This is a genomic window from Achromobacter sp. Root83, from assembly GCF_001428845.1.
Classification (GTDB): Bacteria; Pseudomonadota; Gammaproteobacteria; order Burkholderiales; family Burkholderiaceae_B; genus Achromobacter.
Window position 1 is genome coordinate 334,895 of sequence record NZ_LMIU01000025.1, and the last position, 22,792, is coordinate 357,686.

Here is a 22,792-nt window from a genome sequence, read left to right on the forward strand (position 1 = left end):
GTGCAGCCTGGCCTCACTGCCCACTGTCGGCGTAACGGCGCACAGGCCACGAATCCGCCCCGGAAAACAAAAAAGCCAACCGTAAGGTTGGCTTGATTGCAATTCCCGACAAGGGCAACGGGTTCCGCTTTGTTGCCATGGGTAAATCCTGTGGATTCGTCCCGTGGCGACTTCGCCTGTTGCCGCTTTTCGAGGGTCTTTGGTGGGTGGTACAAGTTTCGAACTTGTGACCCCTGCCGTGTGAAGGCAGTGCTCTACCACTGAGCTAACCACCCCGAAAGAGGCGAAATAATAGCATGTTTTTTTGAACGTGCGCAAGTCGCCTGCGTGGACACGCTCAGGCCGGCACCGGCGCATCCATCTTGCGCCAGACGCATTCGCCGTTCACGGCCTTGTCCAGCGCCGCCAGGTAGGCGTCATGCTCGGCCAGTTCTTCCGCGCTGGCCTGCAGCACGGGCAGGCCCGAGGCGTCGAACTTCGCCAGCACGATGCCGTTGCCGCCCGCGCCATCGTTGTCGTCCACATCGATCAGCAGCGCATCCTGGCCGCGCGTCATGGCCAGCCAGACCTCGGCAAGAAGCTGCGAGTCCAGCAGCGCGCCGTGCAGCGTCCGGTGGGCATTGGAAATGCCGAAGCGGTCGCACAGCGCGTCCAGCGAATTGCGCTTGCCGGGGAACAGCGAGCGGGCGTGCAGCAGCGAATCGGTGACGGTTTCGCAGAATTCGGTGATCGGACCGCGGCCGGTCTTGGCGAGTTCGGCGTTGAAGAACTTGACGTCGAACGCGGCGTTGTGCGCGATCAGTTCCGCGCCCTGGATGAACTTCACGAATTCGTCCGCGACATCCGCGAAGCGGGGCTTGTCCGACAGGAACTCCGTGGTCAGACCATGCACCGCCAGCGCCTCCGGATCGCTGTCGCGGTCCGGGTTCAGGTACAGGTGCAGATTGTTGCCCGTGGACATCCGGTTGATCATCTCCACGCAGCCGATCTCGACGATGCGATGGCCCTGGGCAGGGTCCAGTCCGGTGGTTTCAGTGTCAAAGATGATCTGGCGCATAGCTATTCCGACGCTTGTGGCTGCGAGGCCGGCGGCGTCTGCGGAGGATGCGCTTCGCTGCCGGACTTGCCGGGTTTCTTGCGTGCGGTGGCTATCAGCGTGTAGGCCACCGGCACGACGAACAAGGTCAGTAGTGTACCCAGCAACAGCCCGCCCACCAGAACCCAGCCGATCTGCTGGCGCGATTCGGCCCCCGCGCCGGTGGACAGGGCCAGCGGCACGGTGCCGAGCACCATCGCGCCGGTCGTCATCAGGATGGGGCGCAGGCGCAGCACGCTGGCCTCGGTCACGGCTTCGAACAGTTCCCTGCCCTCGTCGCGCAACTGGTTCGTGAATTCCACGATCAGGATGCCGTGCTTGGTGATCAGCCCCACCAGCGTGATCAGGCCGATCTGGCTGTAGATGGACAGCGTGCCGCCCGTCAGCCACAGGGCCAGCAGCGCGCCCGTCATGGACAGCGGCACCGACAGCATGATGATGAAGGGATTGCGCCAGCTTTCGAACTGCGCCGCCAGCACCAGGTAGATGAAGGCCAGGGCCATCCCGAAGACCAGATAGATGCTGCCCGACGAATCGCGGAATTCACGGGACTGGCCGTCCAGATCCGTCACGATGGTGTTGGGAAGGACCTCGCGCGCCACCTGGTGCATATGGGTCAGCACTTCACCCAGCGCGTAGCCCGGCGCCACGGCGGCGTCGATCTTCACGGCGCGCAGGCGGTTGAAGTGGTTCAGCGATTGCGGCGACACGCCTTCGTGCACGCCGAGCAGGTTGTCGAGCTGGACCATGCTGCCGTCGCGCGCGCGGACGTAGATGCCGGAGATATCGGTGGGATTGGCGCGGTCGCGCGGCGTCACCTGCACGATCACGTCGTACTGCTCGCCCTCGTCCTTGTAGCGGGTGACCTGGCGGCCGCCCAGCATGGACTCGAGCGTGCGGCCCACGGTGTCCACATTGGCCCCGACGTCGGCCATCTTGTCGCGGTCCACACGCACCCGCAGTTCCGGGGTGTTCAGGCGCAGGTCCGTGTCCAGGTTCAAGAGGCCGGGGTACTTGCGCAGCTCGGTCAGGAATATTTGCGTCAGCCGCGACAGTTCCTCGTACGAGGCCTGGCTCATGATGATGAATTCCACCGGCTTGGAGCGGGCGGACTGGCCCAGGGACGGCGGATTGGTCGGGAAGGCGCGCACGCCCGGCAGCGACGCAAACTGCGGCTGCAGCTGCTGGGTGATGGCCTGCTGCTTGCGTCCGCGCTCTTCCCAGGGCTTGAGCCGCAGGATGGCGGTGCCGTCGGTGACCGTGGGAAAGCCCACCGTGACCTGGCTGCCGCTGGCCTCTGGGATGTCGGCATAGAATTTTTCGATGCCCAGCATGCTGTCCAGCGTGTAGTTCAGCGTGGCGCCTTCCGGCGAATTGACGATGCCGAAGACCACGCCCCGGTCCTCGATCGGCGCCAGCTCGCTCTTGACGACCTTGAACAGGACGCCGCTGCTGGCCGCCACCACCACGCCGATCACCACCACCAGCCAGCGGCGCCGCAAGGATGCGCCCAGCAGGCGCCGGTAGCCGTTGCTCATGCCGTTCAGCCAGCCTTCGATCAGGTTGTACCAGCGGCTGTGGCTGTTCTGGTGCCGTAGCAGCACCGAACACATCATGGGCGTGAGCGTCAGCGCCACGAAGCCCGACACCAGCACGGCGCCGGCGAGCGCCAGCGCGAATTCGATGAACAGCCGGCCGGTGCGGCCCGTGGCGAACGCCAGCGGCGCGTACACCGTGACCAGGGTCATGGTCATCGCCACCACGGCAAAGCCGATTTCCTTCGAGCCGCGCAACGCCGCCTCTTTGGGAGGCATGCCGTCTTCGATGTGGCGGTAGATGTTTTCCAGCACCACGATGGCGTCGTCCACCACCAGGCCGATGGCCAGCACCATGGCCAGCAGCGTCAGCGTGTTGATGGAAAAGCCGAAGAAGTACATCAGGGCGCACGCGCCCACCAGCGATACCGGGATGGTGACGATGGGAATGATGCTGGCGCGCAGGTTGCGCAGGAAAAAGAAGATCACCAGCACGACCAGGATGATCGCTTCACCGATGGTGTGGAAGACGGAGGTGATGGAGCGTTCGATGAACACCGACGAGTCGTACGCGATGTTCAGCTTCATGCCGGCCGGCAGGGTCTCGTTCAGACGCTCGACTTCCTGGCGCGCCGCCTTGGACAGTTCCAGCGGGTTGGCGGTGGACTGCCGGGTCACGCCGATGTTGATGGCGGGCTTGCCGTTGAAACGCGACAGCACGCGGTCGCTGGCGGCGCCGATCTCGACCTTCGAGACATCGCGCAGCCGCACCGGATAGCCCTTTACGTTGGCGACGATCACGTCTTCGAATTGCGCGGGAGTTTGCAGGTCGGTGGACGACACGACCGAGAACTCGCGGGCGCGCGATTCGATGCGGCCCGCGGGGATCTCGACGTTCTGGCTGCGCAGCGCGGCTTCGACGTCCTGCACCGTCAGGCCGTAGGCGGCCAGTTTGTCGCGATCCACGTAGATGCGCATGGACGGCAGGCGCTCGCCGAAGACGCGCACCTCCGCCGCCCCCGGCAGCACCGACAGGCGGGTCTTGATATAACGGTTGATGTAGTCGGAAGTCTGGATCGCCGAATATGAACCCGACTCCACGGCGATATAGATGATGGGCTGGGAATCCGCCTCGACCTTGCCGATGATGGGCTCGTCGATTTCATCGGGCAGGAAGCGCCGGGCGCGGGACACCTTGTCGCGGACTTCGGCCGCCGCGGCGTCCGGATCGCGCGACAGGTTGAACCTGATGTTGATCAGGCTGCGCTCGGAGCGGCTGCGCGAGGTCATCACGTCCACGCCCTCGATGCCCGCCAACTGGTCTTCCAGGGGCTTGGTCACCTGGGATTCGATCACCTCGGGCGATGCGCCCTTGTAGGTGGTGTCCACCGACACGATGGGTTCGTCGATCTTCGGATACTCGCGCACCGTCAGGCGCGAGTACGAAATCAGGCCGATCAGCACGATGATCAGCGACAGGACCGACGCAAACACCGGCCGCTTGATGCAGGTTTCCGAGATACGCATGGCGCTACCGCTGAAAGTGGATAAGGGCCGGCGTCACTGGCCGTTGCCCACGATGGTCACGGCCGCGCCGTCCGTCACGCGCTGCAGGCCCGAGACCACCAGCTGGTCGTTCGCGGCCACGCCCGTCAGGATCTCGACGCGGCCCTCGCGGCGCTCGCCTATCGTCACCTCGCGCCGCTGCGCCACGCCGTCCGCGACCCGGTAAACGTACTGCGTTTCGCCCGACGGCGATAGCGCGGCCTCCGGCGCCACCAGCGCCTTGTCCTGATTGAACAGCAACTGCACCCGCGCGAACATGCCGGGCCGCAGCAGGGCATCCTGGTTGGCGACGGTGGCGCGCAGGAGGATGGACCGCCCGCCCGCGTCGATCAGCGGACTTACGGCGTAAACCACGCCACGGCGCTCCTGGCCCGGCAGCGCGTCCAGCCGCAGCGTCAGTTGCTGACCCACGCCCACCTTGCTCAGATACATCTCCGGCACGCGGAAATCCACCTTGAGGGGATCGATGGCCTCGAGCGGCGCCAGATCCTGTCCCTGATTCACGTAATCCCCGACCGACACGCTGCGCAGCCCGACGATGCCGGCAAACGGAGCGGTGATGGTCAGCTTGTCCAGCCGCGCCTGCGCCAGCGAGACGGCGGCTTCCTGGACCTTCAGCGTGCTGGCGGATTCGTCGCGGGCCTGCTGGCTGACGAAGCCCTTGCCCTGCAGTTCCACCGCGCGCCGGTAATGGCTTTGCGCAAGCGTGAGATTGGCGCGGGCCTGGGCCAATTCCGCGCGCGGCACCGAGTCGTCCAGGCGGATCAGCGTCTGGCCTTGCCTGACCGGCTGCCCCTCCTTGAACTCGATGGCCTGGATGCGGCCCGGCACCTCCGGCCTGAGCACGACGGATTCGTCGGAACGCAGGCTGCCCACGGCGGACAGGCCGCGCGCGAACGGGATTTCCTGGACGACGGCCACCGCGACCCGCGCCGGAGCGGCGGGCGTCACGAGGGGTTTATTGACGGATTGGCCAGGCGTTGCCGCGGGCGCGAGCCAGCGCGGTACAAAAACGCCGAGCGCGGCCCCCGCGGCCAACCCTGCCGCAACGGCGGCCAGCAGTACTGCTTTTTTCATGCGCGAATGTGGCGGTATTGCGGCGCGGGCCGAGCATGCCCCACTCGGACGACGCCGCAGGAACTGGAATGAGGGTTGGCACTTTAGCACCCGAATTTACATACTGGAACAATCCAGAAGCCGGATGAAAGAACTAAATCCGCCCTAACGGGCGGTTTTGAGGGTATATACCGATGCCGTCAGGCCCGGCGGGCAACCTCAACGCCCATATTGGCAAGCTGGTCGGCCCGTTCGTTGCCCGGGTCGCCCGCGTGGCCGCGGACCCAGCGCCAGGCCACCTGATGACGCTGCACCTGCTCGTCCAGCGCCTGCCAGAGCTCCACGTTCTTGACCGGCTTCTTGTCGGCCGTCATCCAGCCGCGCCGTTTCCAGTTGGCCAGCCACTCGGTCATGCCCTTCATCACATACTGGGAATCGGTGTGGATGGTGACGACGCAAGGGCGCTTGAGCGCGCGCAGCCCTTCGATGACGGCCAGCAGCTCCATCCGGTTATTGGTGGTCTGGAGTTCGCCGCCGTGCAGGGTTTTCTCGTGGCCGCCGGCGCGCATCAGCACCCCCCAGCCTCCTGGACCCGGATTGCCCTTGCAGGCGCCGTCGGTCCACATTTCCACTTTCTGGTCGTTCGTTTTGTTGTCCTGCATGGTGCTGCCTGGTTTTCCTAATTTGTGCAAAGTCGTTCCGGCCCGGCCGCTCAGGAGCGGTCGTCCGCCTGGCGGTTGACCACCACCGACGCGGCGCGCGCGCGCTTGGGTTTGGTTTTCCAGGCAGGCCCGATGATACGCATGCCGGCCACGCGCTTGACGGCCGACACCATGTAGACCGCGCCGCCCAGGCTCCACCAGCGGGCGCCGGCGGACTCCAGGAAGCTCCAGCGCTGCAGCCATTTTTCGCTGCGGCAGGCGGGCGCGTAGCAGCCGAACTGGCTTTCATCGACTTCCAGCGACAACAGCTTGAACCAGTCTTTCAGGCGCACCAGCGATACCTGGGATGACGGCGGCTGCGGCAGCCATGGCTCCATGCCGGGCATCCGCGTGCGCGCGCCCCACATGCTCCAGGGGTTGAATCCGGAAATCACGACCCGCCCTTCCGGCACCAGCACGCGCTCTACCTCGCGCAGCACATTGTGGGGCTCCGGGGTGCATTCAAAAGCGTGCGGCAGGATCAGCAGGTCCACGCTCTGCGATTCGAACGGCAGCGCTTCAGGCTGGGCGACGACCACCCGGGACTGCCAGCCGGCCGCGCTTTCCGGCGCCGGGGTCTCGGTGCCCACGTAGCCCTTGAAGGGCATCCGGTTGGCCCGCAGCAGATTCATGTCGGCCAGGCCGACCTGCCAGGCGTAATATCCAAAAACATCCGCGACAGCCGCGTCGAACTGGGCCCGCTCCCAGGCCAGGACGTACTGGCCCGGTGGCGTCTGGAACCATTCGGCCAGTTCTACAATCGGCGAAGTATCTTCTGCCACGTTTTATTCCTTCGAATCCCATGCAAGCCTTGACCGCCCCCGCAGGCGGCCGCGAACGCAACGCCGCGGTCTTGCCTTTGCCAGCCTTCTCCGACAACTACATCTGGGCCATCGTCCAGGGCGACCAGGCCGCGGTCGTGGACCCCGGCGATGCCGGCCCCGTACTGCGATTCCTGGAGCAGCAAGGCTTGAGGCTGCGCGCCATTCTACTCACGCACCATCACGCCGACCATGTGGGCGGTGTTTCCGAATTGTCCCGCATCGCGGACATTACCGTATACGGTCCCGCTCACGAGCGCCTGCCGCGCTGCGACGTCCCGCTGGTTGAAGGCGACCGCGTGGCGCTGCCCGAACTGGACCTGGACCTGACCGTGCTGGACGTTCCCGGTCACACCGCCGGACACATCGCCTACACCGGCCGGGCGGCCGGAGTGGAACCCGTGCTGTTCTGTGGCGACACCCTGTTTGCCGGAGGCTGTGGACGCCTGTTCGAGGGCACCCCCACGCAAATGCATGATTCCTTGGAAAAATTTTCCGTTTTACCGCCGGATACACAGGTTTTTTGCGCGCACGAGTACACTCTAGCGAACTTGCGCTGGGCTTTGGCGGTAGAACCGGCCAACCGTACCCTGCAACAGTGGTACCAGCGGGCCCAGCAATTACGAGCAGCAGGAACCCCCACGCTTCCGTCGACCATCGGTCAGGAACGCGCGACCAATCCGTTTTTGCGCACGCAGCAACCCGAGGTCGCCCGCGCGGCAGCAAGCTGGGCTGGCCGTGGCCAGAATACGCCGGTAGAGGTCTTTGCCTCCCTTCGTGAATGGAAGAACGATTTCAAGTGACCACCTGATGAATCTATCCCGACTCCTTCTGCCGCTCATGCTGGCAGTCCTCGCCGGTTGCGCAGGAACCAAAGCCCCCGATAGCAAGAACCTCACCACCAATTCCCAAGGGCGTTACATTGCCCGGGATACGTCCAGAACGGTTGACCTGACCAACCCGCCCGCCGACGCCTGGGACCGCATCCGCCGCGGTTTCGCCATCCCCAACCTGAACACCGACCTCTCGCGCCAGTGGACCGACTACTACGCGTCCCACCCCGAGGCGGTGCAGCGCATGGCCGAACGCGCAGGCAAATACCTGTATTTCATCGTCGACGAGATCAATCGCCGCGGGCTGCCGACCGAACTGGCGCTGCTGCCGTTCGTGGAAAGCGCATACAACCCGACCGCGCTGTCGCGTGCGCAGGCCTCCGGCCTGTGGCAGTTCGTGCCGGCCACGGGCCAGCATTTCAACCTGAAGCAGGACTGGTGGCGCGACGAGCGCCGGGACCCCATCGCCTCGACCAACGCGGCGTTGGACTACCTGGAAAAGCTGTTTGAAATGCAGGGCGACTGGTACCTGGCGCTGGCCTCGTACAACTGGGGCGAGGGGTCGGTGCAGCGCGCCATGGCCAAGAATGAAGCGGCCGGCCAGGGCACGGACTACCTGTCCCTGAACATGCCCGACGAAACCCGCAACTACGTGCCCAAGCTGCAGGCCATCAAGAACATCATCGCGGACCCGCAGCGCTATGCGGTGGCGCTGCCCCCCGTGGGCAATACGCCCTATTTCGTGACCGTGCAGAAGAACAGCGACATCGATCTTGAAATCGCCGCCAAGCTGGCCGAAATGCCGCTGGACGAATTCAAGGCCCTGAACCCGTCGTTCAACCGCCCGGTCATCCGCGGCGACCATGGCCCCACCCTGCTCTTGCCGGCCGACCGCGTCGAAATCTTCAACGCGAACCTGACCAACTACAAGGGCGACCTGAGCGCCTGGAAGATCTACCATACGCGCCGCGGCGAGTCCTACGCGTCCATCGCCAAGCGTTTCGGCGTGACCGAATCGTCGCTGCGCCAGACCAACGACATCGGCTCGCGCCAGAAGTCGGCCACGGGCCAGTCGTTGCTGGTGCCCGGCGAGCCCGGCACCGGCGGCGTACAGCTCGCTTCGCTGGCGGCCCCGGTGGGCGCCCTGGATTCGGCCCCGTCCGACAACAAGGCAGCCGCCCCGCGCGGGCGCGCCGCGCAGGCGCCCGCCGCCCGCGTCGCCAGCGCCCGCCCCAACGTCCGCAGCCACAAGATCCGCCAGGGCGACACCCTGTTCGGGCTGGCCAAGCAGTACGGCACCACGGTGGATGCGCTGCGCGCGCTCAACAATCTGAAGGGCAACAACCTGAAGGTGGGCTCGCAGTTGCGCGTGCCGGGCACTAACGCCCGCGGCTGATTACATAGACCGGAAAGCGCGGCGCCCGCAGCGGGCGCCGCGCTTTCACGCCCGCGAAGCCGCCAAACTCCTTAAAATAGGCGGTCTTCAGCAGGGAAAAATCAAAGGATAGATATATGGGCTTTCTCGCCGGCAAGCGCATCCTGGTCACCGGGGTGCTTTCCAACCGATCCATCGCCTACGGCATCGCGCGCGCCTGTCACCAGCAAGGCGCCGAGCTGGCGTTCACGTATGTGGGCGACCGCTTCAAGGACCGCGTGAGCGAATTCGCCGCCGACTTCGGCAGCAAGATCGTACTGCCCTGCGACGTGGCCGAAGACAGCCAGATCGAGGGCGCTTTCACTGAACTGGCCCAGCACTGGGACGGCCTGGACGGCCTGGTCCACTCGATCGGCTTTGCCCCGCGTGAAGCCATCGCCGGCAACTTCCTCGACGGCCTGTCGCGCGAAGGCTTCCGCATCGCGCACGACATCTCGGCCTACAGCTTTGCCGCCATGGCCAAGGCCGCGCTGCCCCTGATGGAAGGCCGCAACGGTTCCGTGCTGACGCTGACCTATCTGGGCGCCGAGCGCGTCGTGCCCAACTACAACACGATGGGCCTGGCCAAGGCATCGCTGGAAGCCAGCGTGCGCTACCTGGCCACCGCGCTGGGCCCGCGCGGCATCCGCGCCAACGGCATTTCCGCCGGCCCGATCAAGACGCTGGCCGCCAGCGGCATCAAGGACTTTTCGGCCATCCTGAAGTTCGTGGAAAGCCAGGCGCCGCTGCGCCGCAACATCACCATCGACGACGTCGGCAACGTCGCCGCCTTCATGCTGTCGGATCTGGCCGCCGGCGTGACGGGCGAAATCACGCATGTGGACGGCGGTTTCTCGACCATCGTCCCGGGCATGGAAGACTGACCGTCTCTCCGGGAGGGGCCCGGCGCCCCGCCCGGCCGGCCGCTTACGCCGGCCGCACCACCAGCGTGGATACCTGCACGTCCACCGCCGTCATCAGCTTGTGGATCGGACATTTTTCCGCCACCGCCAGCAGTTCGTCGATCTGCGCATCGGACAACTCGCCATGCAGCGTGAGTTTGGCCGTCAGGCGGTAGATGCCCTTGCGTTCCTCGCCCGCGTCGCGCACCACCTCCACCCCCACCGACTGCAGCGGCAAGCCCTTGCGCTGCGCGTAGACCATCAGCGTCATCGCCTTGCAGCCGCCCAGCGCGGTGTCGAAATAATCGTGGGGATCGGGCCCTTCGCCCTGCGGCTGCGGCATCGCCAAGGGCAGTTCATGGCCCTCGGCCGTGGCGGTGAATTGCAGGGTGTCAGGCGCATTCTGGCGCACGCGGATGCTCATGGATCGGATCTCCTGGACTGGACGGCCCGGACGGCCGCCACCAGGCATGTTGTAGCACTTGCCGCCGCGAGGACGGAGCGCAGCGCGGATGGCTGGCCGGATTACGGCGGTCGGCTGACGAAAAGCTGAACTTCCGGGCTCGAACCCGGTCGGATATCCCTATCCGCACTATCCGAACACCCCTCAGGAGGCCGCATGAGCGCCAGACAATTACTTGATCAACTGTTGCAGTCCGGGCAAGGCCTGCTCTCCGACACGACGAACCGCGTCCAGAACGCGACCGGGGGCAAGGGCTCCTCGTTCTTGAGCGGCCTGGGCGGCGGCGCGCTGGGCGCGGGCGCGCTGGGCCTGCTGCTGGGCAGCAAGAAGGCCCGCAATATCGGCGGCAAGGTCGCCATGTACGGCGGCATGGCCGCGCTGGGCGCACTGGCTTATCGCGCCTATGGCGACTGGCAGCGCAGCCAGTCCGGCGCGCCCGCCGCTCCGCCGCAGACGCTCGACCGCCTGCCCGCGCCCGAGGCCGAGCAGCACAGCAGCGCCGTGCTCACCGCCATGATCGGCGCGGCCAAGGCCGACGGGCACATCGGCCCCGAAGAGCGCGCGCTGCTGGAAACCGAACTGGGCAAGCTATCGGCCGACGCCCAGGACCGCCGTTGGCTCGAGACCGAACTCTCGCGTCCGCTGGACCCCAGCGTGGTTGCGCAATCGGCCAAAACGCCGGAAATGGCGGCCGAAATGTACCTGGCCAGCCTGCTCATCGTGGATGAGGAAAGCTATATGGAACGCGCCTACCTGGATGAACTGGCGCGCCAGCTCAAGCTGCAGCCCGGGTTGAAGGAGCAGCTGGAACAGCACGCCAAGGCGGCGGCCGCCTGAAGACGGCGCGAGGCGGGGCCGCGGGATCTTCCGGGGCCTGGCCGCCGGACGGCTGCCGCCGCCAGCCGGCTACACCGGCCAGACCAGCCAGACCGGCCCTCAGTCTGCCCTCAGCCCGATAGACTCGGTCAGCGCGGTGTAGCGGTCGATATCCGCGCCGATCATCTTCTGGAATTCGCGCGGGGTGCTGCTGGCGGGCGTAAAGCCCTGCTCACGCAATGAAGCCTGCACATCCGTGCGCTGCACGATCCTGGCCACGGCCGCATTCAGCTTGGCGACCACCGCGGGCGGCGTGGCCGCTGGCGCCAGCAGCCCATGCCACTGGTCCAGCGCATAGCCGGGCACACCCTGCTCGGCCACCGTCGGAACGGTGGGCATCAGCGGCGAACGCGCTGGCGACGTGACAGCCAGGGCGCGCAGCTTGCCCGCCGCGATCAGCGGCGCGGCGCTGGACGCCGTCACCACGCCCATGCCCACCTGCCCCGCCGTGACATCGGTCAGCGCCGGACCGCAACCCTTATACGGCACCTGCTGCAGCGACGCGCCCGTGGCGCGCGCCAGCATCTCACCCGCCAGATGCTGCGGGGTGCCATTGCCGCAGGACGCGAACGGCAGCGGCTTGCCCGCCGGGGCAGCCGCCAGCGCGTCGTCCAGGTTGCGCAGCGGCGACGCCGCCGGCACCACGAACACCGACGGCACGAAGGCCACGTTGATGACGGCGGAAAAGTCGCGCTTGGGCGAAAAACCCAGATTGCGATACACACCGGGGTTGATCGCGAACGAGCTGTTCACCATCAGCAGCGTGTAGCCGTCGGGCGCGGCTTCGGCCACGATGCGCGCGCCGATGTTGCCGCTGGCGCCCGGCCGGTTTTCAACGACGACGGGCTGGCCCAGCGTTTCTTGCAGGCTGGCGCCGATGCGGCGCGCGAGCAGGTCGGTGCCGCCGCCGGGCGGAAACGTCACGACAATCGTGATGGGGTGCGCGGGGTAGGTTGCATCGCCCGGCGCTTCGCCCGACGGCGGATTGCCGCAAGCAGTCAGCGATAGGACCAGGAGCGAAAGGGACGTTCCGAGCAGACGGTTCATGGCTCAGGCGTCCAGGCCGATGTCGAGCACCTTGGCGCTATGGGTCAGCCAGCCCACCGCGATCTGATCGACCCCGGTGGCGGCCACCGCCGCGGCGGTTTCGGGCGTGATGCGGCCCGACGCTTCCGTGATGGCGCGGCCGCGCGCCATGGCGACGGCGCGGCGCAGATCGTCCAGGCTCATATTGTCCAGCAGCACCACGTCCACGCCCAGCGACAGCGCCACTTCAAGCTGTTCCAGGGTGTCCACTTCCAATTCGATCTTGACCATGTGGCCGATGCCGGCGCGCGCGCGCTCGACGGCCGTGGCCACGCCGCCAGCCAGCGCGATGTGGTTGTCCTTGATCAGCACCGCGTCATCCAGGCCGTAGCGATGATTGCTGCCCCCGCCCACGCGCACCGCGTACTTCTGCACGGCGCGCAGGCCCGGCATGGTCTTGCGCGTGCAGGTGACGCGTGCGCCGTGCCCGGCGATGGCCCGGGCGATGGAGGCCGTCGCGGTAGCCACGCCGCTCAGATGGCACAGAAAGTTCAGCGCCACGCGTTCGGCGGTGAGCATCGCGCGGGCGTTGCCGCGGATGCGCGCGATCTCCATTCCCGGCGCAAGGTCGCTGCCGTCGCGCCGCGCCACCGTGAATTCGATGTTCGGATCCATCACGCGGAACGCCAGGCGTGCCAGGTCCAGTCCGGCCAGCACGCCTTCCTGGCGCGCCACCAGGCGCGTCTCGGCGGTGGCGTCGGCGGGGACGATGGCGTCCGTCGTCAGGTCGCCGGCGCGGCCCAGGTCTTCCAGCAAAGCCGCGCGCACCAGCGGCTCGAGCATGACTTCCGGTAAAGAGGGCACTGCCATCCGGACGAGGGTCGCGGGCGCTGCGGTTTTAATGCTCATTTTGAGTATTTATGAGTTAAAAAAAGGCGCGCAACGATTGCGCACCACTTATGCTAGAGACGAGCATAAAGCTTGTCAAGCGTCACAATACCCTCGAGAGCGGCAGCTTGCTGCCCGCGATCGCCCGTTCCAGCAAGACGTCGCGCCGGAATCTGAACAATTTGGCGGGCCGTCCCGCGGTGCCGGTGGCCATCGTGCCGGTTTCTTCCACCAGCGCCTGCTGTTCGATGAAGCGGCGGAAATTCTGCTTGTGCAGTCCGCGTCCCGCCAGCGCCTCCACCGCCATCTGCAATTGCAACAGCGTGAATTGCGCGGGCATCAGTTCGAACACCACCGGCCGATACTTGATCTTGGCCCGCAGGCGCGCGATGCCGGTGGCCAGAATGCGCCGGTGATCATGGCGCATCGGCTCTCCCGGCAACGCGGCCTGCCCCCCGCCGCGCCGGACGGCCTCGGGCACCAGGCCCGCCTCGAACAGAAGTTCGTAGCGCTGCAGGACCATGTCTTCATTCCACGCCGCCCCGTCCAGCCCGAAGGTGATCGCCGCGCGTTGAAGGCGCCGCGCACGCACGTCGGCGTCGGCGCTGTCTTCGCACCAGGCCGCGAGCCGGGGCACGATCAAGGCTTCAACCAGCGCCGGCGTCCCCGCTCGCCGGTCTTCCCACGGAAAGTAACGATACCAATCCTGCCACCCCACCTGCGCCACGCCGGTCTCGCCCGCTTCGCGGGTGAGGCCCAGATAGCTGACGGACATGACGCGCGCGCCGGATTCATCGGACCGGTCGCCGTCGGCAAAGGTGTAGAGCTGCTCTACATAGCCCAACGGATGATGCGTCTGCGCTTCGACCCAGGCGCGCAAGCCCGCCTGAAGCGAGCGGTGCGAAAGTTCGAAAGGCCCCGCGGGCAAGGCGCGCGCATCGTCGGTGGTCAGCACGCGCGGCTCGCCGTTCGTGACGGCAACCAGCACGGCAACGAGTTCTGCATGGACGGAGCGTTCGACGGATTCGGTCAAGGTAGGCGCGTAGAAGTAAGAGAAACCGGGCGTCCGCGCGCAAAGCCGCGTGGGCTCGAAATTATAGGGTTCGGGCGCTGCAACAGCCCCTTGCAAACGTGACAGCCCGAACGGCCACGATGCGGCATGGGCGTCCTAAGATGGAATTGGAATCCAGGCGCGTCGCCATCCCGGGACGCCCGCAGACGGAGCAAACGCCATGTTGAAAACCGCCCCAGATCCCAACCTTGCCGCCAAGCCGGCCGACGCGGATAAACCCAGCACCGACCCGCGCAAAGGCACCGAAGTCCTGCCGATGCCGGAACACGGCGAGGTCGTCGCCGGCATGCCGCGGCGCGGCCGTGCCATAGCGGAGCCGGGCGAGCCCGGCATCATCACCCCAGAGGACGATGTGCTGGATACGTCTTACGAAAATCGCAAGGGCTGAGCCCCCGCGTCACGCAACCTTCGCCACCGCATCCTGACGCGTGTCCACCACCGTCAGGATGGCGAGGAAGCCGCTGATGTCGAAGACCTCGCGCACATGTGGCTGCATGGCGCACAACACCAGCGCGCCCGCGCCCTGCTTCAGGCGCTTGGCCAGCACGAGCACCACGCGCAGGCCCGCGCTGGAGATGTAGTTCAGGTTGGACAGGTCCAGCACGAAACGGCTTTCGCCCTTTTCGACATGGGCCAGCAGGTCGGCTTCGATGCCGGCGGCGTTGCCGCTGTTGATCTGGCCTTCGGGCGAGACAACCAGCACTTCTCCGACTTTCTCTATTGCGAGACTCATAGTGGTTTCCCGATAAGTGACCGGCGCCCGGCACCTGCTCATGAGGGCGGCGGCGCGATGCCGAGATGATACGCGAGCCTGCGCGCTCTGTTCGCGGCGCTAGGCAATCGTGCATACTTGCGCCTGCACGTGTACCCCTGAACGCAAGGCAACCCATGCCCTCTCAGCCCGATACGCTTGACCTCGTTCCCGATCAGAACGCCGTTGCCGCCGCCATGCAGTGGCTGGAGGGAATCGCCGAACGCGAAGCGTGGCCGCCCAAGCTGAACTTCGGCCTGTCGCTGAGCGTGGACGAAGCGCTGACCAACATCGTGTCCTATGCCTTCGACGATCCGGCCGAAGCCGGGACGCCGCCCAGCGTGTTGCTTTCCTGCAGCCAGGACAGCGAGTGGATCTCTCTCGACATTGTCGACAACGGACGCCCCTACGATCCCACGAAGACGCCGCCGCCCCCGCTGGCGGCAACGCTGGACGACGCCGAAGTCGGCGGGCACGGTGTGCGCCTCATGCAGCACTACCTGCATGACCTGCGCTATGCCCGCAGCGGCGGCCGCAACCGCCTGACGCTCATCGTGCGCGCCGCCTGAACGGGCACCCGCGGTCTCGTTCATCAAACCACCCTATCGGGCATTTCTGATTCATAGGTAGAAAGTACCGAACAAAATCCGCGCATCGGTCACTCATGCATAGACTGCGCGCCGGTTGCGCGCCGCCCCTGTACCGATGCCACCCGTGAATGCTCCCTATCGCCCTGAAGGATTGACTGCCCGCCCGCTGCACGCCCGCATCGACCCGGGCGCCGTTGCGCACAACCTGGCGCGGCTGCGCGGCGCACTGCCGGCAGGCGCCGGCGCGCCGCGCCTGTGGGCCACCGTGAAAGCGGATGCCTACGGCCATGGCGTGGCCCGCATCCTGCCAGCCCTGCGCGGCGCGGACGGGCTTGCCGTGCTGCATCTGAACGAAGCGCGCGCCTGCCGCCACCTGGGCTGGCAAGGGCCCATCCTGGTCTATGGCGGACTGTATTCCCCCGCCGATGCGCTGCTTGTGGACACCCCCGGCCTGCATCTGGTGATCACGCATGCCGCGCAACTGGAGTGGCTGGCGCACGCCGCGCCTGGCCATCGCCCCGCGATCTGGCTGCGCTTTGCGGGAGACATCCATCACACGGGCTTCGCGGCGGACGGCTACCGCGCCGCGTTCGACGCCGCCAGCGCGTTGTTCCGCCGTGGCCTGGCCGGCGAAATCGGGCACCTGAACCACTACGCCCGCGCCGATGAACCGGACGGCGTGGACGATGCCGACGCGGTGTTCCGCGACGTGATCGCGGGATTGCCCGGGCCCGTGTCCACCAGCAACTCCGCCGCCCTGCTGAAACACGGCGCGCGTGCCGCGAGCACGCAATGGGTCCGGCCCGGACTGGCGCTTTACGGCGCCAGTCCCTTTGCCGGCACGAGCGCGGCGGAACTGGATTTACGGCCCGCCATGTCGCTGCATTCGCAGATCGTGGGCATACAACGGGTGAAGGCCGGCGCGGGCGTCGGCTATAGCCGCGCGTTCGTCGCGCCGGATGCGATCGACGTGGGCATCGTCACTTGCGGCTATGCCGATGGCTATCCGCGCCACGCGCCCACCGGCACGCCGGTGATCGTCGACGGCGTGCGGACCCGTCTGCTGGGGCGCGTATCGATGGACATGATGGCCGTTGACCTGGGTCCCGTCCCGCATGCCTGCATCGGCACGCCCGTCACGCTGTGGGGCGCGGGCGGACTGGCCGTCGAGGAAGTGGCGCGGGCGGCCGGCACGATCGCGGCGGACCTGCTTGCCGGCCTGAGCGCACGCGTTTCCATGCAACTGACCCGTCAGGACGCCGCGCGCTGAATGACGGCGCGCCCGTCCGACGCCGCTGCCCCCGCGCCCGCCGCCAACAGGCCGGCCGGCGCGCGTTCAGGCGGCCTCGCCGCGCGGACGCGCGGGCGCGAACAGCAGGAACAACATCGTGGCGCACAGATAGATGACGCCGGTCGCGGCCAGCCCCGCGCCCATGCCCGCCGCGCCGAACATCGCGCCCACGACCAGCGGTCCGGCCATCTGGCCCAGCTTGTCGGCGGCGCGCATGACGCTCGTCGCGCCCGCCGCGCCGTAGCGCTGCACATCGGGCAGGGCCAGCATGTACGGGGATTGCGATGCGCCGGCAAAGCAACTGGCCAGCGCCAACAGCAGGACGGCCGCCGCCGCGGCCAGCAAGCCGCTGTTGAAGTAGAGGCCCAGCATGCCGACGCTGCCCACCAGCCCGCCCAGCACGATCCAGCTTTTCTTGATGCGGCTGCGGTCGACCACGCGGCCCATCAGCGGTCCGACGTAGATGACGCACAGGCCGTAGATCATCAGCACGCGGCCGATGCTGGACGCCGCCACGCCTTCGGCTTCCAGATAGAGCGGCAGCGCGAAGGACAGCAGACCCACCTGCGCGATGGAAAACGGAATGACGCTGCCCAGCAGCAGCAGGCCGAAGTCGCGCGTGAAGAGCAGGCGCAGCGTATCCGACAGGCTTGCCTGGACCCGCGCGGCCGCCTGGCCCGCCAGCGCGATGCCGCTGTCCATGTACGGACGCATCAGGACCAGCACGCCGGCCAGGGGCAGCGCCAGCATGGCCGCGCCTACGCCGAACACGGCGCGGAACCCCACCTGCTCCATCAGCATGGCGCCCACGGCGGCGCCCGACAGATGGCCGGCGAACAGGCCGGCGATGACGCCCGTCATGTTGCGTCCGCGAAAGCCCGCCGGGCTGCGCGTCACGATGAAGCCCTGCAGTCCCATCCACGTCAGTCCGTAGCCCAGGCCCACCAGGCCGCGCGCCGCGCTGAACATCAGCAGGTCGCCGGCGGCCGCGCAAGCGAGCATGCCTGCGCAGGACACACCCAGCCCGGCCAGCACGGGCACCTGCCAGCCCCTGCGGTCGGTCAACCTGCCGGCCAGCAAAGAGGTCAGCAGGCCGCAACCCATCTCGACCGAAATGGGCAGCGCCAGCAGCAGGTTGGCCGGCAGATCCAGCCCGCCCGCCGACAGGCTGCGCGCATACAAGGGCAGGAATCCCAGCGGCAGCGCCCAGGCGAACAGGAAGCCGAACATGACGGGCCGCGCGATACGGCCCACCTCGGATGCATCGTCGGGCCCGAGACGCGTGCCGTCGGGCAGCACCGCGCGGGTGGCGAAAGCGCGGTTCATCAGCAATGCCAGCAGCAACAGCATTTCTATGGCGGCGACCAGCGCGACGGCGACCACGGTCACGGCATCCAGCGCGCGGCTGCGCACGCCGGCGGCGATGACATCGCCCGACAGGCGCAGCACCAGATCGCCGTGCGCCCGCGGATCGGGGCGCGACGCGCCCAGCGGCAGCACCAGCGTCAGGTCATCGGCTTGCGGGCGCGCCGCCGGCAAGCCGGAAACCTCGAGCGGCCCGCGCGCATCGGCGCTGCCGAGCACGCGGCCGGCGCTGTCCACCAGTTCGATCTGCTCCACCGCCGGAAAGGTCGCGGCAAGGCGCGAGAACGGCGCGTCGACGCCGCGCAGCCTGTCCAGGGTCAGGCCATAGCCCAGTACCCGGTCCAGATCGCGCTGCAAGCCTTCGGCCAGCAAGCCGACGTTGTTGCGCGTGACCTCGAGCCAGCCGCTGCGGAACGTGGAAATCGTATAGGCCGCGTAGACGCCCTGCGCCAGCACGAGCGCCAGCAAGGGCACCACGAAGCGCGCGCGCCCACCCGCCGCAAGCGAGGTCAGCGGCACCAGATACTTGAAGACCGCGGCCAGCCCCAGCCCCACCACGATGGTGACGGCCAGCAGCACTTGCAGGTTGTCGACGATCAGGCGGCGGCTGGCGTCGCCGTCCTTGGCCACCGACAGCACCACCGCGCCGACGACCTTGCCGCCCGCGCCGGCCAGCGGCACCGCCAGCGTCACCGCGCCTTCGGCCACGGACATCAAGGCGCCGGAAGCACGGCGCGTCGCGCCCGCGTCGCGCGTACCCGCATCCAATGCCTTGGCCAGCGCAAGCGCGCCTTCGGGCAGTTCGCCCTGCATGGCCAGCGTCTGGCCATCGGCCAGCAGCACCGCCGCGCCGCGCAGATCGCGCGATCCCGACACGCTGTCGCGCAGGCCTTCGCGCAAGCCGAAGTACTGCTCAAGGGGCTTGCCCAGCCGCAATCCGTTTTCGATATTGCCTGCCGCGCGGCGCGCGATGACCTCGACGCGATCGGCGGTGGTGTCCACCACCAGCCGGTTCAACGCGGAGAGACTGAGGGCGCCGATCAGCGCCTGCGCCAGCAGCAGGACGGCCAGACAGGCCAGCGTGACTTCCAGCACCGGGCGGCGTTTCAAACCCTCCAGGACTATTTGAATCGGTTCGCTACGCATGGGACTGAAACACCGCAAAGTATTTACACACGGGCACCAATGGTATTTACAATTAATGCAAATTGCATCTTTTTTCACATCTCCTTCCCCACCGCCCACTCCTGCCTCCATGCCGTTCCGGTCGCTGCGTAGCAAGATTTTTCTTCTGGTCGTGGCGCTTCTCGTGGCGGTGGCTGCATTCGTGATGCTGACGTCGCAGCGCAACGTGACGCGCACGGTGATGAACAGCGAGCGCCACGCCGTCAGCAACGTGATGGAACTGGTTCTGCGCGATGCCGAAGCCCGCTGGGGCGCGCTGCTGACCGACAAGATATCCACGGTGCGCAACGGGCGCCGCCAGCTCATGCAGACCGGCACCGTGGTGGCCGCCGCGCTGAGCTCCTACGCCGACATGGCCGAGCGCGGCGTCATGACCCCGGGCGCCGCCAAGGGCATGGCGCGCGCATGGATCAACCGGCTCAAGCTCGACGACAGGCGCTACGCGTTTGTCTACGACGCCGATTTCCAGGTGCTGGCCAGCGGCAATCCCGAGATGATCGATCGCGACCTGTCGCAACTGTCGGATTTCAAGAACCGTCCGCTGGCCCAGGCCCTGTATGAAGAAAGCCGCACCTCTGGCTACGGCTTCGCCATCTATCGCTGGCCGCCCTCCGCCCAGCGCGAAGACAGCGAAACCCGCTACGCCTATTTCGGCTATTTCCGCCCGTGGAACTGGGTGTTTGCCATCACCGACAGCGCGCATGACGTCATCGAACAGATCCAGACGCGGCGCGAGCAGATGGAAAGCTCGGTGCGCGCCACGCTGTCCAAACTGACGCTCGCGCAATCGGGCTTCATCTTCATCACGTCCGATGACGGCCGGATGATCGTGCCGCTGCCCGACAAGCAAGCCGGCCTGCTCGATGCGGCCAACCCGCGGGGCGAGACACTGCGCGGCCTGCTGGCGGGGCAGAAAGGCGGTGGAGAACTGCAAAGCCTGTCGTTCGACGGCGGCGGCGGACCGTGGCGGATCGACAGCGCGCGCTTCGCGCCGCTGGGATGGACGCTGGTGGCGGCCGTGCCGGAAAGCGACCTGACCGCGCCCGCGCGCGAACTCCTGAACCGGCAGGCCCTGATCTTCATCGGCATGATGCTGGTCGCGCTGATCTGCGCCTGGCTGATGGCAGCCCGCGTGGTGCGCCCGCTGGAAACCCTGACGCACTACGCGCGTCTGCTGCCCGAACAGGATCTGACCGCGGCGTCCAGCGTTCCCGCGCACATCGCGGCGCTGCCGGACAAGCACAAGGACGAAGTCGGCCGGCTGGCCGCCTCGTTCCTGTTCATGGACCACAAGCTGCGCGAGAACATCGCCCGGCTGATGCGCGAGACCACGGCGCGCGAACGCTTCGAAAGCGAACTGAACATCGCCCGCGCGATCCAGCTCGGCCTGCTGCCCGTGCCGTTATCCAGCGCCATCCGCGAACAGGTCGACCTGAATGCCGTGATGCTGCCGGCCAAGGAAGTGGGCGGCGATCTCTACGATTACTTCACGCTGCCCGACGGACGCCTGTGCCTGGCGATCGGCGACGTGTCGGACAAGGGCGTGCCGGCCGCGCTGTTCATGGCTGTGACGCGCACGCTGATCCGCGCCACCGCCGAGGACGAGACAGACCCCGCGCTGATGATGCAGAAGATCAACAATCGCCTGTCCGAGAACAATCCCAACATGATGTTCGTCACGCTGCTGCTGGGCGTGCTGGACCTGACCACGGGCGAACTGCAGTGGGCCAATGCCGGCCATCTGCCGCCGGCGGTGGTGGGCGCGGACGGCACGCTGCGCTTGCTGGAAGGCCGCAGCGGCCCGGCCTGCGGCGTGCAGGAAGACCTGGTGTACCGCAGCCTGTCCACGGTCCTGGCGCCCGGCGAAATGCTGGTGGGCTACACCGACGGCGTCACCGAGGCCGTCAACCCGAACGACGCCCAGTACGGCGACCCCCGCCTGCTGGCCGTGTTGTCCAATCCCCCCGTTGCCTCGGCCAGCCTGGCCAAGCGTCTGCTCGAAGACGTGCAGGCCTTTGCCGACGGCGCGGAACAATCCGATGACATCACATTGATTGTGATCCGCCGCCCATGAAGAAACCGTTGTCCACCCTGATGCTCTGCCTGGTCCTGCTTGCCCCCGCGGCAAGCATGGCGCAGGCGGCCCCGGCCCTGGCGGCCTCGGCGCCGTCCGCGGCCCAGGTGTTTCCCACCAAGCCCACTCCCAGGCCCGACGGCAAGAAATGGCGTATCGGCTATTTCGAAAGCGGCGACTACAGCGAATATCCGCGCACCTTGCGCGTGACCGTCGACGGCCTGCAAAAACTGGGCTGGATCAACGTGCCCGCCATACCCGATGGCCTGAACGGCGAACAGATGTGGGCGTTCCTGGCCGACAACGCGCGCAGCGATACGCTGGAGTTCGTGCGTGACGCCTGGTGGCAACCGGGCAATTTCGACGCCGCGAAGCGCCCGGCCGTGCGCGACGCCATCAAACGGCGCCTGGCCGACAGGCATGACCTGGACCTCATCATCGCCATGGGCACCTGGGCCGGCCAGGACATGGCGGGGATGGGCGCGCCCGTGCCGACCATCGTCGCCTCCACCAGCGATGCCGTCGGCGCGCGCATCACGCGCTCGGCCCAGGACAGCGGCCTGGACAACCTGCACGCGCGCGTGCAGCCGGAACGCTATCAGCGGCAGGTGCGGCTGTTCCACGAGATCGTCCCCTTCAAGCGCCTTGGGCTGGTGTACGAAGACAGCCCGGAGGGCCGCACCTACAGCGCGGTCGAGGCCGTGGAGCAGGTCGCGCGCGAAGAGGGGTTCGAAGTGCTGACCTGCAACGCGCCGTCCAACGGCATCGCCGCCGAGATCGCCACCCGCAATGCCGTGGAATGCTATGCCAAGCTGGCTCCCCGGGTGGACGCCGTCTATGTCACCGTGCATCGAGGCGTGACCGCCGCGTCCATCGACACGATCGCCGAGATCCTGCGCCAGGCGCGCGTGCCCAGCTTTTCGATGCTGGGCTCGGAAGAGGTCAAGCACGGCCTGCTCCTCAGCCTGGCCCAGGCGGACTACTCCTACGTAGGCTTGTTCCATGCCGAAACGATGGCGCGCATTTTCAACGGCGCCAAGCCGCGCGAACTGTCGCAGGTGTGGATCGATCCGGCCAAGATCGCGCTCAACCTTGAAACCGCGCGGGTCATCGGTTTCGACCCGCCGGTCGATATCCTGCTGGCGGCCGATGAAGTCTACGAAACGCAATAACGCCAAAAGAGGCCACCCGCGGGGCAGCCGGCGAGGTAATGTCATATGTCGAAACGGCCCGCCCGACGCGGCAAAGCCGTTGATGTCATAAAATGGCGCACGTGTCATTACCGTG

Annotated in this window: 20 protein-coding genes and 1 tRNA gene; 9 read left to right on the plus strand and 12 right to left on the minus strand. The window is 66.9% G+C overall.

Features of this window, described 5'->3' with window-relative positions; genetic code table 11:
• Positions 1-200 precede the first annotated feature (200 nt).
• The 6 genes from ASE30_RS24685 to ASE30_RS24710 form a co-directional block, all read right to left on the minus strand.
• Positions 201-275: transfer RNA gene (locus tag ASE30_RS24685), tRNA-Val, on the minus strand.
• Between the two features lie 62 nt (positions 276-337).
• Positions 338-1,057: a DNA polymerase III subunit epsilon gene (gene dnaQ, locus ASE30_RS24690; RefSeq protein WP_057286898.1), complete on the minus strand. Its 720-nt coding sequence runs from the start codon at positions 1,055-1,057 to the stop codon at positions 338-340.
• 2 nt (positions 1,058-1,059) lie between these two features.
• Entirely contained in the window at positions 1,060-4,158 is a 3,099-nt protein-coding gene (locus ASE30_RS24695) for an efflux RND transporter permease subunit (protein WP_057286899.1), read from the minus strand.
• A gap of 33 nt (positions 4,159-4,191) precedes the next feature.
• Complete coding sequence (locus ASE30_RS24700) at positions 4,192-5,274, minus strand: efflux RND transporter periplasmic adaptor subunit (protein ID WP_057286900.1); 1,083 nt, start codon at positions 5,272-5,274, stop codon at positions 4,192-4,194.
• Positions 5,275-5,453: 179 nt separating this feature from the next.
• On the minus strand, positions 5,454-5,915 hold the full coding sequence (gene rnhA, locus ASE30_RS24705) for a ribonuclease HI (protein ID WP_057286901.1): 462 nt from the start codon (positions 5,913-5,915) through the stop codon (positions 5,454-5,456).
• Between the two features lie 50 nt (positions 5,916-5,965).
• Positions 5,966-6,736: a class I SAM-dependent methyltransferase gene (locus tag ASE30_RS24710; protein ID WP_057286902.1), complete on the minus strand. Its 771-nt coding sequence runs from the start codon at positions 6,734-6,736 to the stop codon at positions 5,966-5,968.
• A 20-nt stretch (positions 6,737-6,756) separates the two neighbouring features.
• Between ASE30_RS24710 and gloB the strand changes: the two genes are divergently transcribed.
• The 3 genes from gloB (at position 6,757) to fabI (ending at position 9,906) form a co-directional block, all read left to right on the plus strand.
• Complete coding sequence (gene gloB, locus ASE30_RS24715) at positions 6,757-7,578, plus strand: hydroxyacylglutathione hydrolase (RefSeq protein WP_057286903.1); 822 nt, start codon at positions 6,757-6,759, stop codon at positions 7,576-7,578.
• A 7-nt stretch (positions 7,579-7,585) separates the two neighbouring features.
• Positions 7,586-9,004 carry a transglycosylase SLT domain-containing protein gene (locus ASE30_RS24720; RefSeq protein ID WP_057286904.1) on the plus strand — a complete coding sequence of 473 codons (1,419 nt, stop codon included), beginning with the start codon at positions 7,586-7,588 and terminating at the stop codon, positions 9,002-9,004.
• A gap of 116 nt (positions 9,005-9,120) precedes the next feature.
• Complete coding sequence (gene fabI, locus ASE30_RS24725; RefSeq protein ID WP_057286905.1) at positions 9,121-9,906, plus strand: enoyl-ACP reductase FabI; 786 nt, start codon at positions 9,121-9,123, stop codon at positions 9,904-9,906.
• Between the two features lie 43 nt (positions 9,907-9,949).
• Here the strand turns inward: fabI and ASE30_RS24730 are convergent, their stop codons facing one another.
• Entirely contained in the window at positions 9,950-10,348 is a 399-nt protein-coding gene (locus ASE30_RS24730) for an OsmC family protein (RefSeq protein WP_057286906.1), read from the minus strand.
• A gap of 195 nt (positions 10,349-10,543) precedes the next feature.
• Here ASE30_RS24730 and ASE30_RS24735 point away from each other — a divergent pair, with 195 nt between their 5' ends.
• Complete coding sequence (locus ASE30_RS24735; protein WP_057286907.1) at positions 10,544-11,224, plus strand: tellurite resistance TerB family protein; 681 nt, start codon at positions 10,544-10,546, stop codon at positions 11,222-11,224.
• A gap of 99 nt (positions 11,225-11,323) precedes the next feature.
• Here the strand turns inward: ASE30_RS24735 and ASE30_RS24740 are convergent, their stop codons facing one another.
• The 3 genes from ASE30_RS24740 to ASE30_RS24750 form a co-directional block, all read right to left on the minus strand.
• Entirely contained in the window at positions 11,324-12,310 is a 987-nt protein-coding gene (locus ASE30_RS24740) for a tripartite tricarboxylate transporter substrate binding protein (RefSeq protein ID WP_057286908.1), read from the minus strand.
• A 3-nt stretch (positions 12,311-12,313) separates the two neighbouring features.
• Entirely contained in the window at positions 12,314-13,198 is an 885-nt protein-coding gene (nadC, locus tag ASE30_RS24745; RefSeq protein ID WP_057286909.1) for a carboxylating nicotinate-nucleotide diphosphorylase, read from the minus strand.
• Between the two features lie 82 nt (positions 13,199-13,280).
• Positions 13,281-14,210, minus strand: a complete 930-nt coding sequence (locus ASE30_RS24750) for a hypothetical protein (protein WP_057286910.1) — start codon at positions 14,208-14,210, stop codon at positions 13,281-13,283.
• Between the two features lie 199 nt (positions 14,211-14,409).
• On the opposite strand from ASE30_RS24750, the gene ASE30_RS24755 reads away from it, so the two are divergent.
• The gene (locus ASE30_RS24755; protein WP_057286911.1) at positions 14,410-14,637 is read left to right on the plus strand and encodes a hypothetical protein; all 228 of its coding nucleotides are present in this window, start codon (positions 14,410-14,412) and stop codon (positions 14,635-14,637) included.
• Between the two features lie 9 nt (positions 14,638-14,646).
• Here the strand turns inward: ASE30_RS24755 and ASE30_RS24760 are convergent, their stop codons facing one another.
• Positions 14,647-14,982 (minus strand): STAS domain-containing protein, encoded by a 336-nt coding sequence (locus ASE30_RS24760; protein WP_057286912.1) that lies wholly within the window; start codon positions 14,980-14,982, stop codon positions 14,647-14,649.
• A 155-nt stretch (positions 14,983-15,137) separates the two neighbouring features.
• On the opposite strand from ASE30_RS24760, the gene ASE30_RS24765 reads away from it, so the two are divergent.
• On the plus strand, positions 15,138-15,569 hold the full coding sequence (locus ASE30_RS24765) for an ATP-binding protein (protein WP_057286913.1): 432 nt from the start codon (positions 15,138-15,140) through the stop codon (positions 15,567-15,569).
• 136 nt (positions 15,570-15,705) lie between these two features.
• A complete protein-coding gene (gene alr / locus ASE30_RS24770; protein ID WP_057286914.1) occupies positions 15,706-16,860 on the plus strand; it encodes an alanine racemase in 1,155 nt (384 codons plus the stop codon).
• Positions 16,861-16,926: 66 nt separating this feature from the next.
• Here the strand turns inward: alr and ASE30_RS24775 are convergent, their stop codons facing one another.
• Complete coding sequence (locus ASE30_RS24775; RefSeq protein ID WP_057286915.1) at positions 16,927-19,392, minus strand: MFS transporter; 2,466 nt, start codon at positions 19,390-19,392, stop codon at positions 16,927-16,929.
• A 109-nt stretch (positions 19,393-19,501) separates the two neighbouring features.
• Here ASE30_RS24775 and ASE30_RS24780 point away from each other — a divergent pair, with 109 nt between their 5' ends.
• Together ASE30_RS24780 and ASE30_RS24785 are read left to right on the plus strand one after the other, a co-directional pair.
• Positions 19,502-21,505, plus strand: coding sequence for a SpoIIE family protein phosphatase (locus ASE30_RS24780; protein WP_057286916.1), 2,004 nt, complete (start codon positions 19,502-19,504; stop codon positions 21,503-21,505).
• Positions 21,502-22,677, plus strand: a complete 1,176-nt coding sequence (locus ASE30_RS24785; protein ID WP_057286917.1) for an ABC transporter substrate-binding protein — start codon at positions 21,502-21,504, stop codon at positions 22,675-22,677. Before ASE30_RS24780 ends, ASE30_RS24785 begins: the two co-directional genes overlap by 4 nt.
• Positions 22,678-22,792 lie beyond the last annotated feature (115 nt).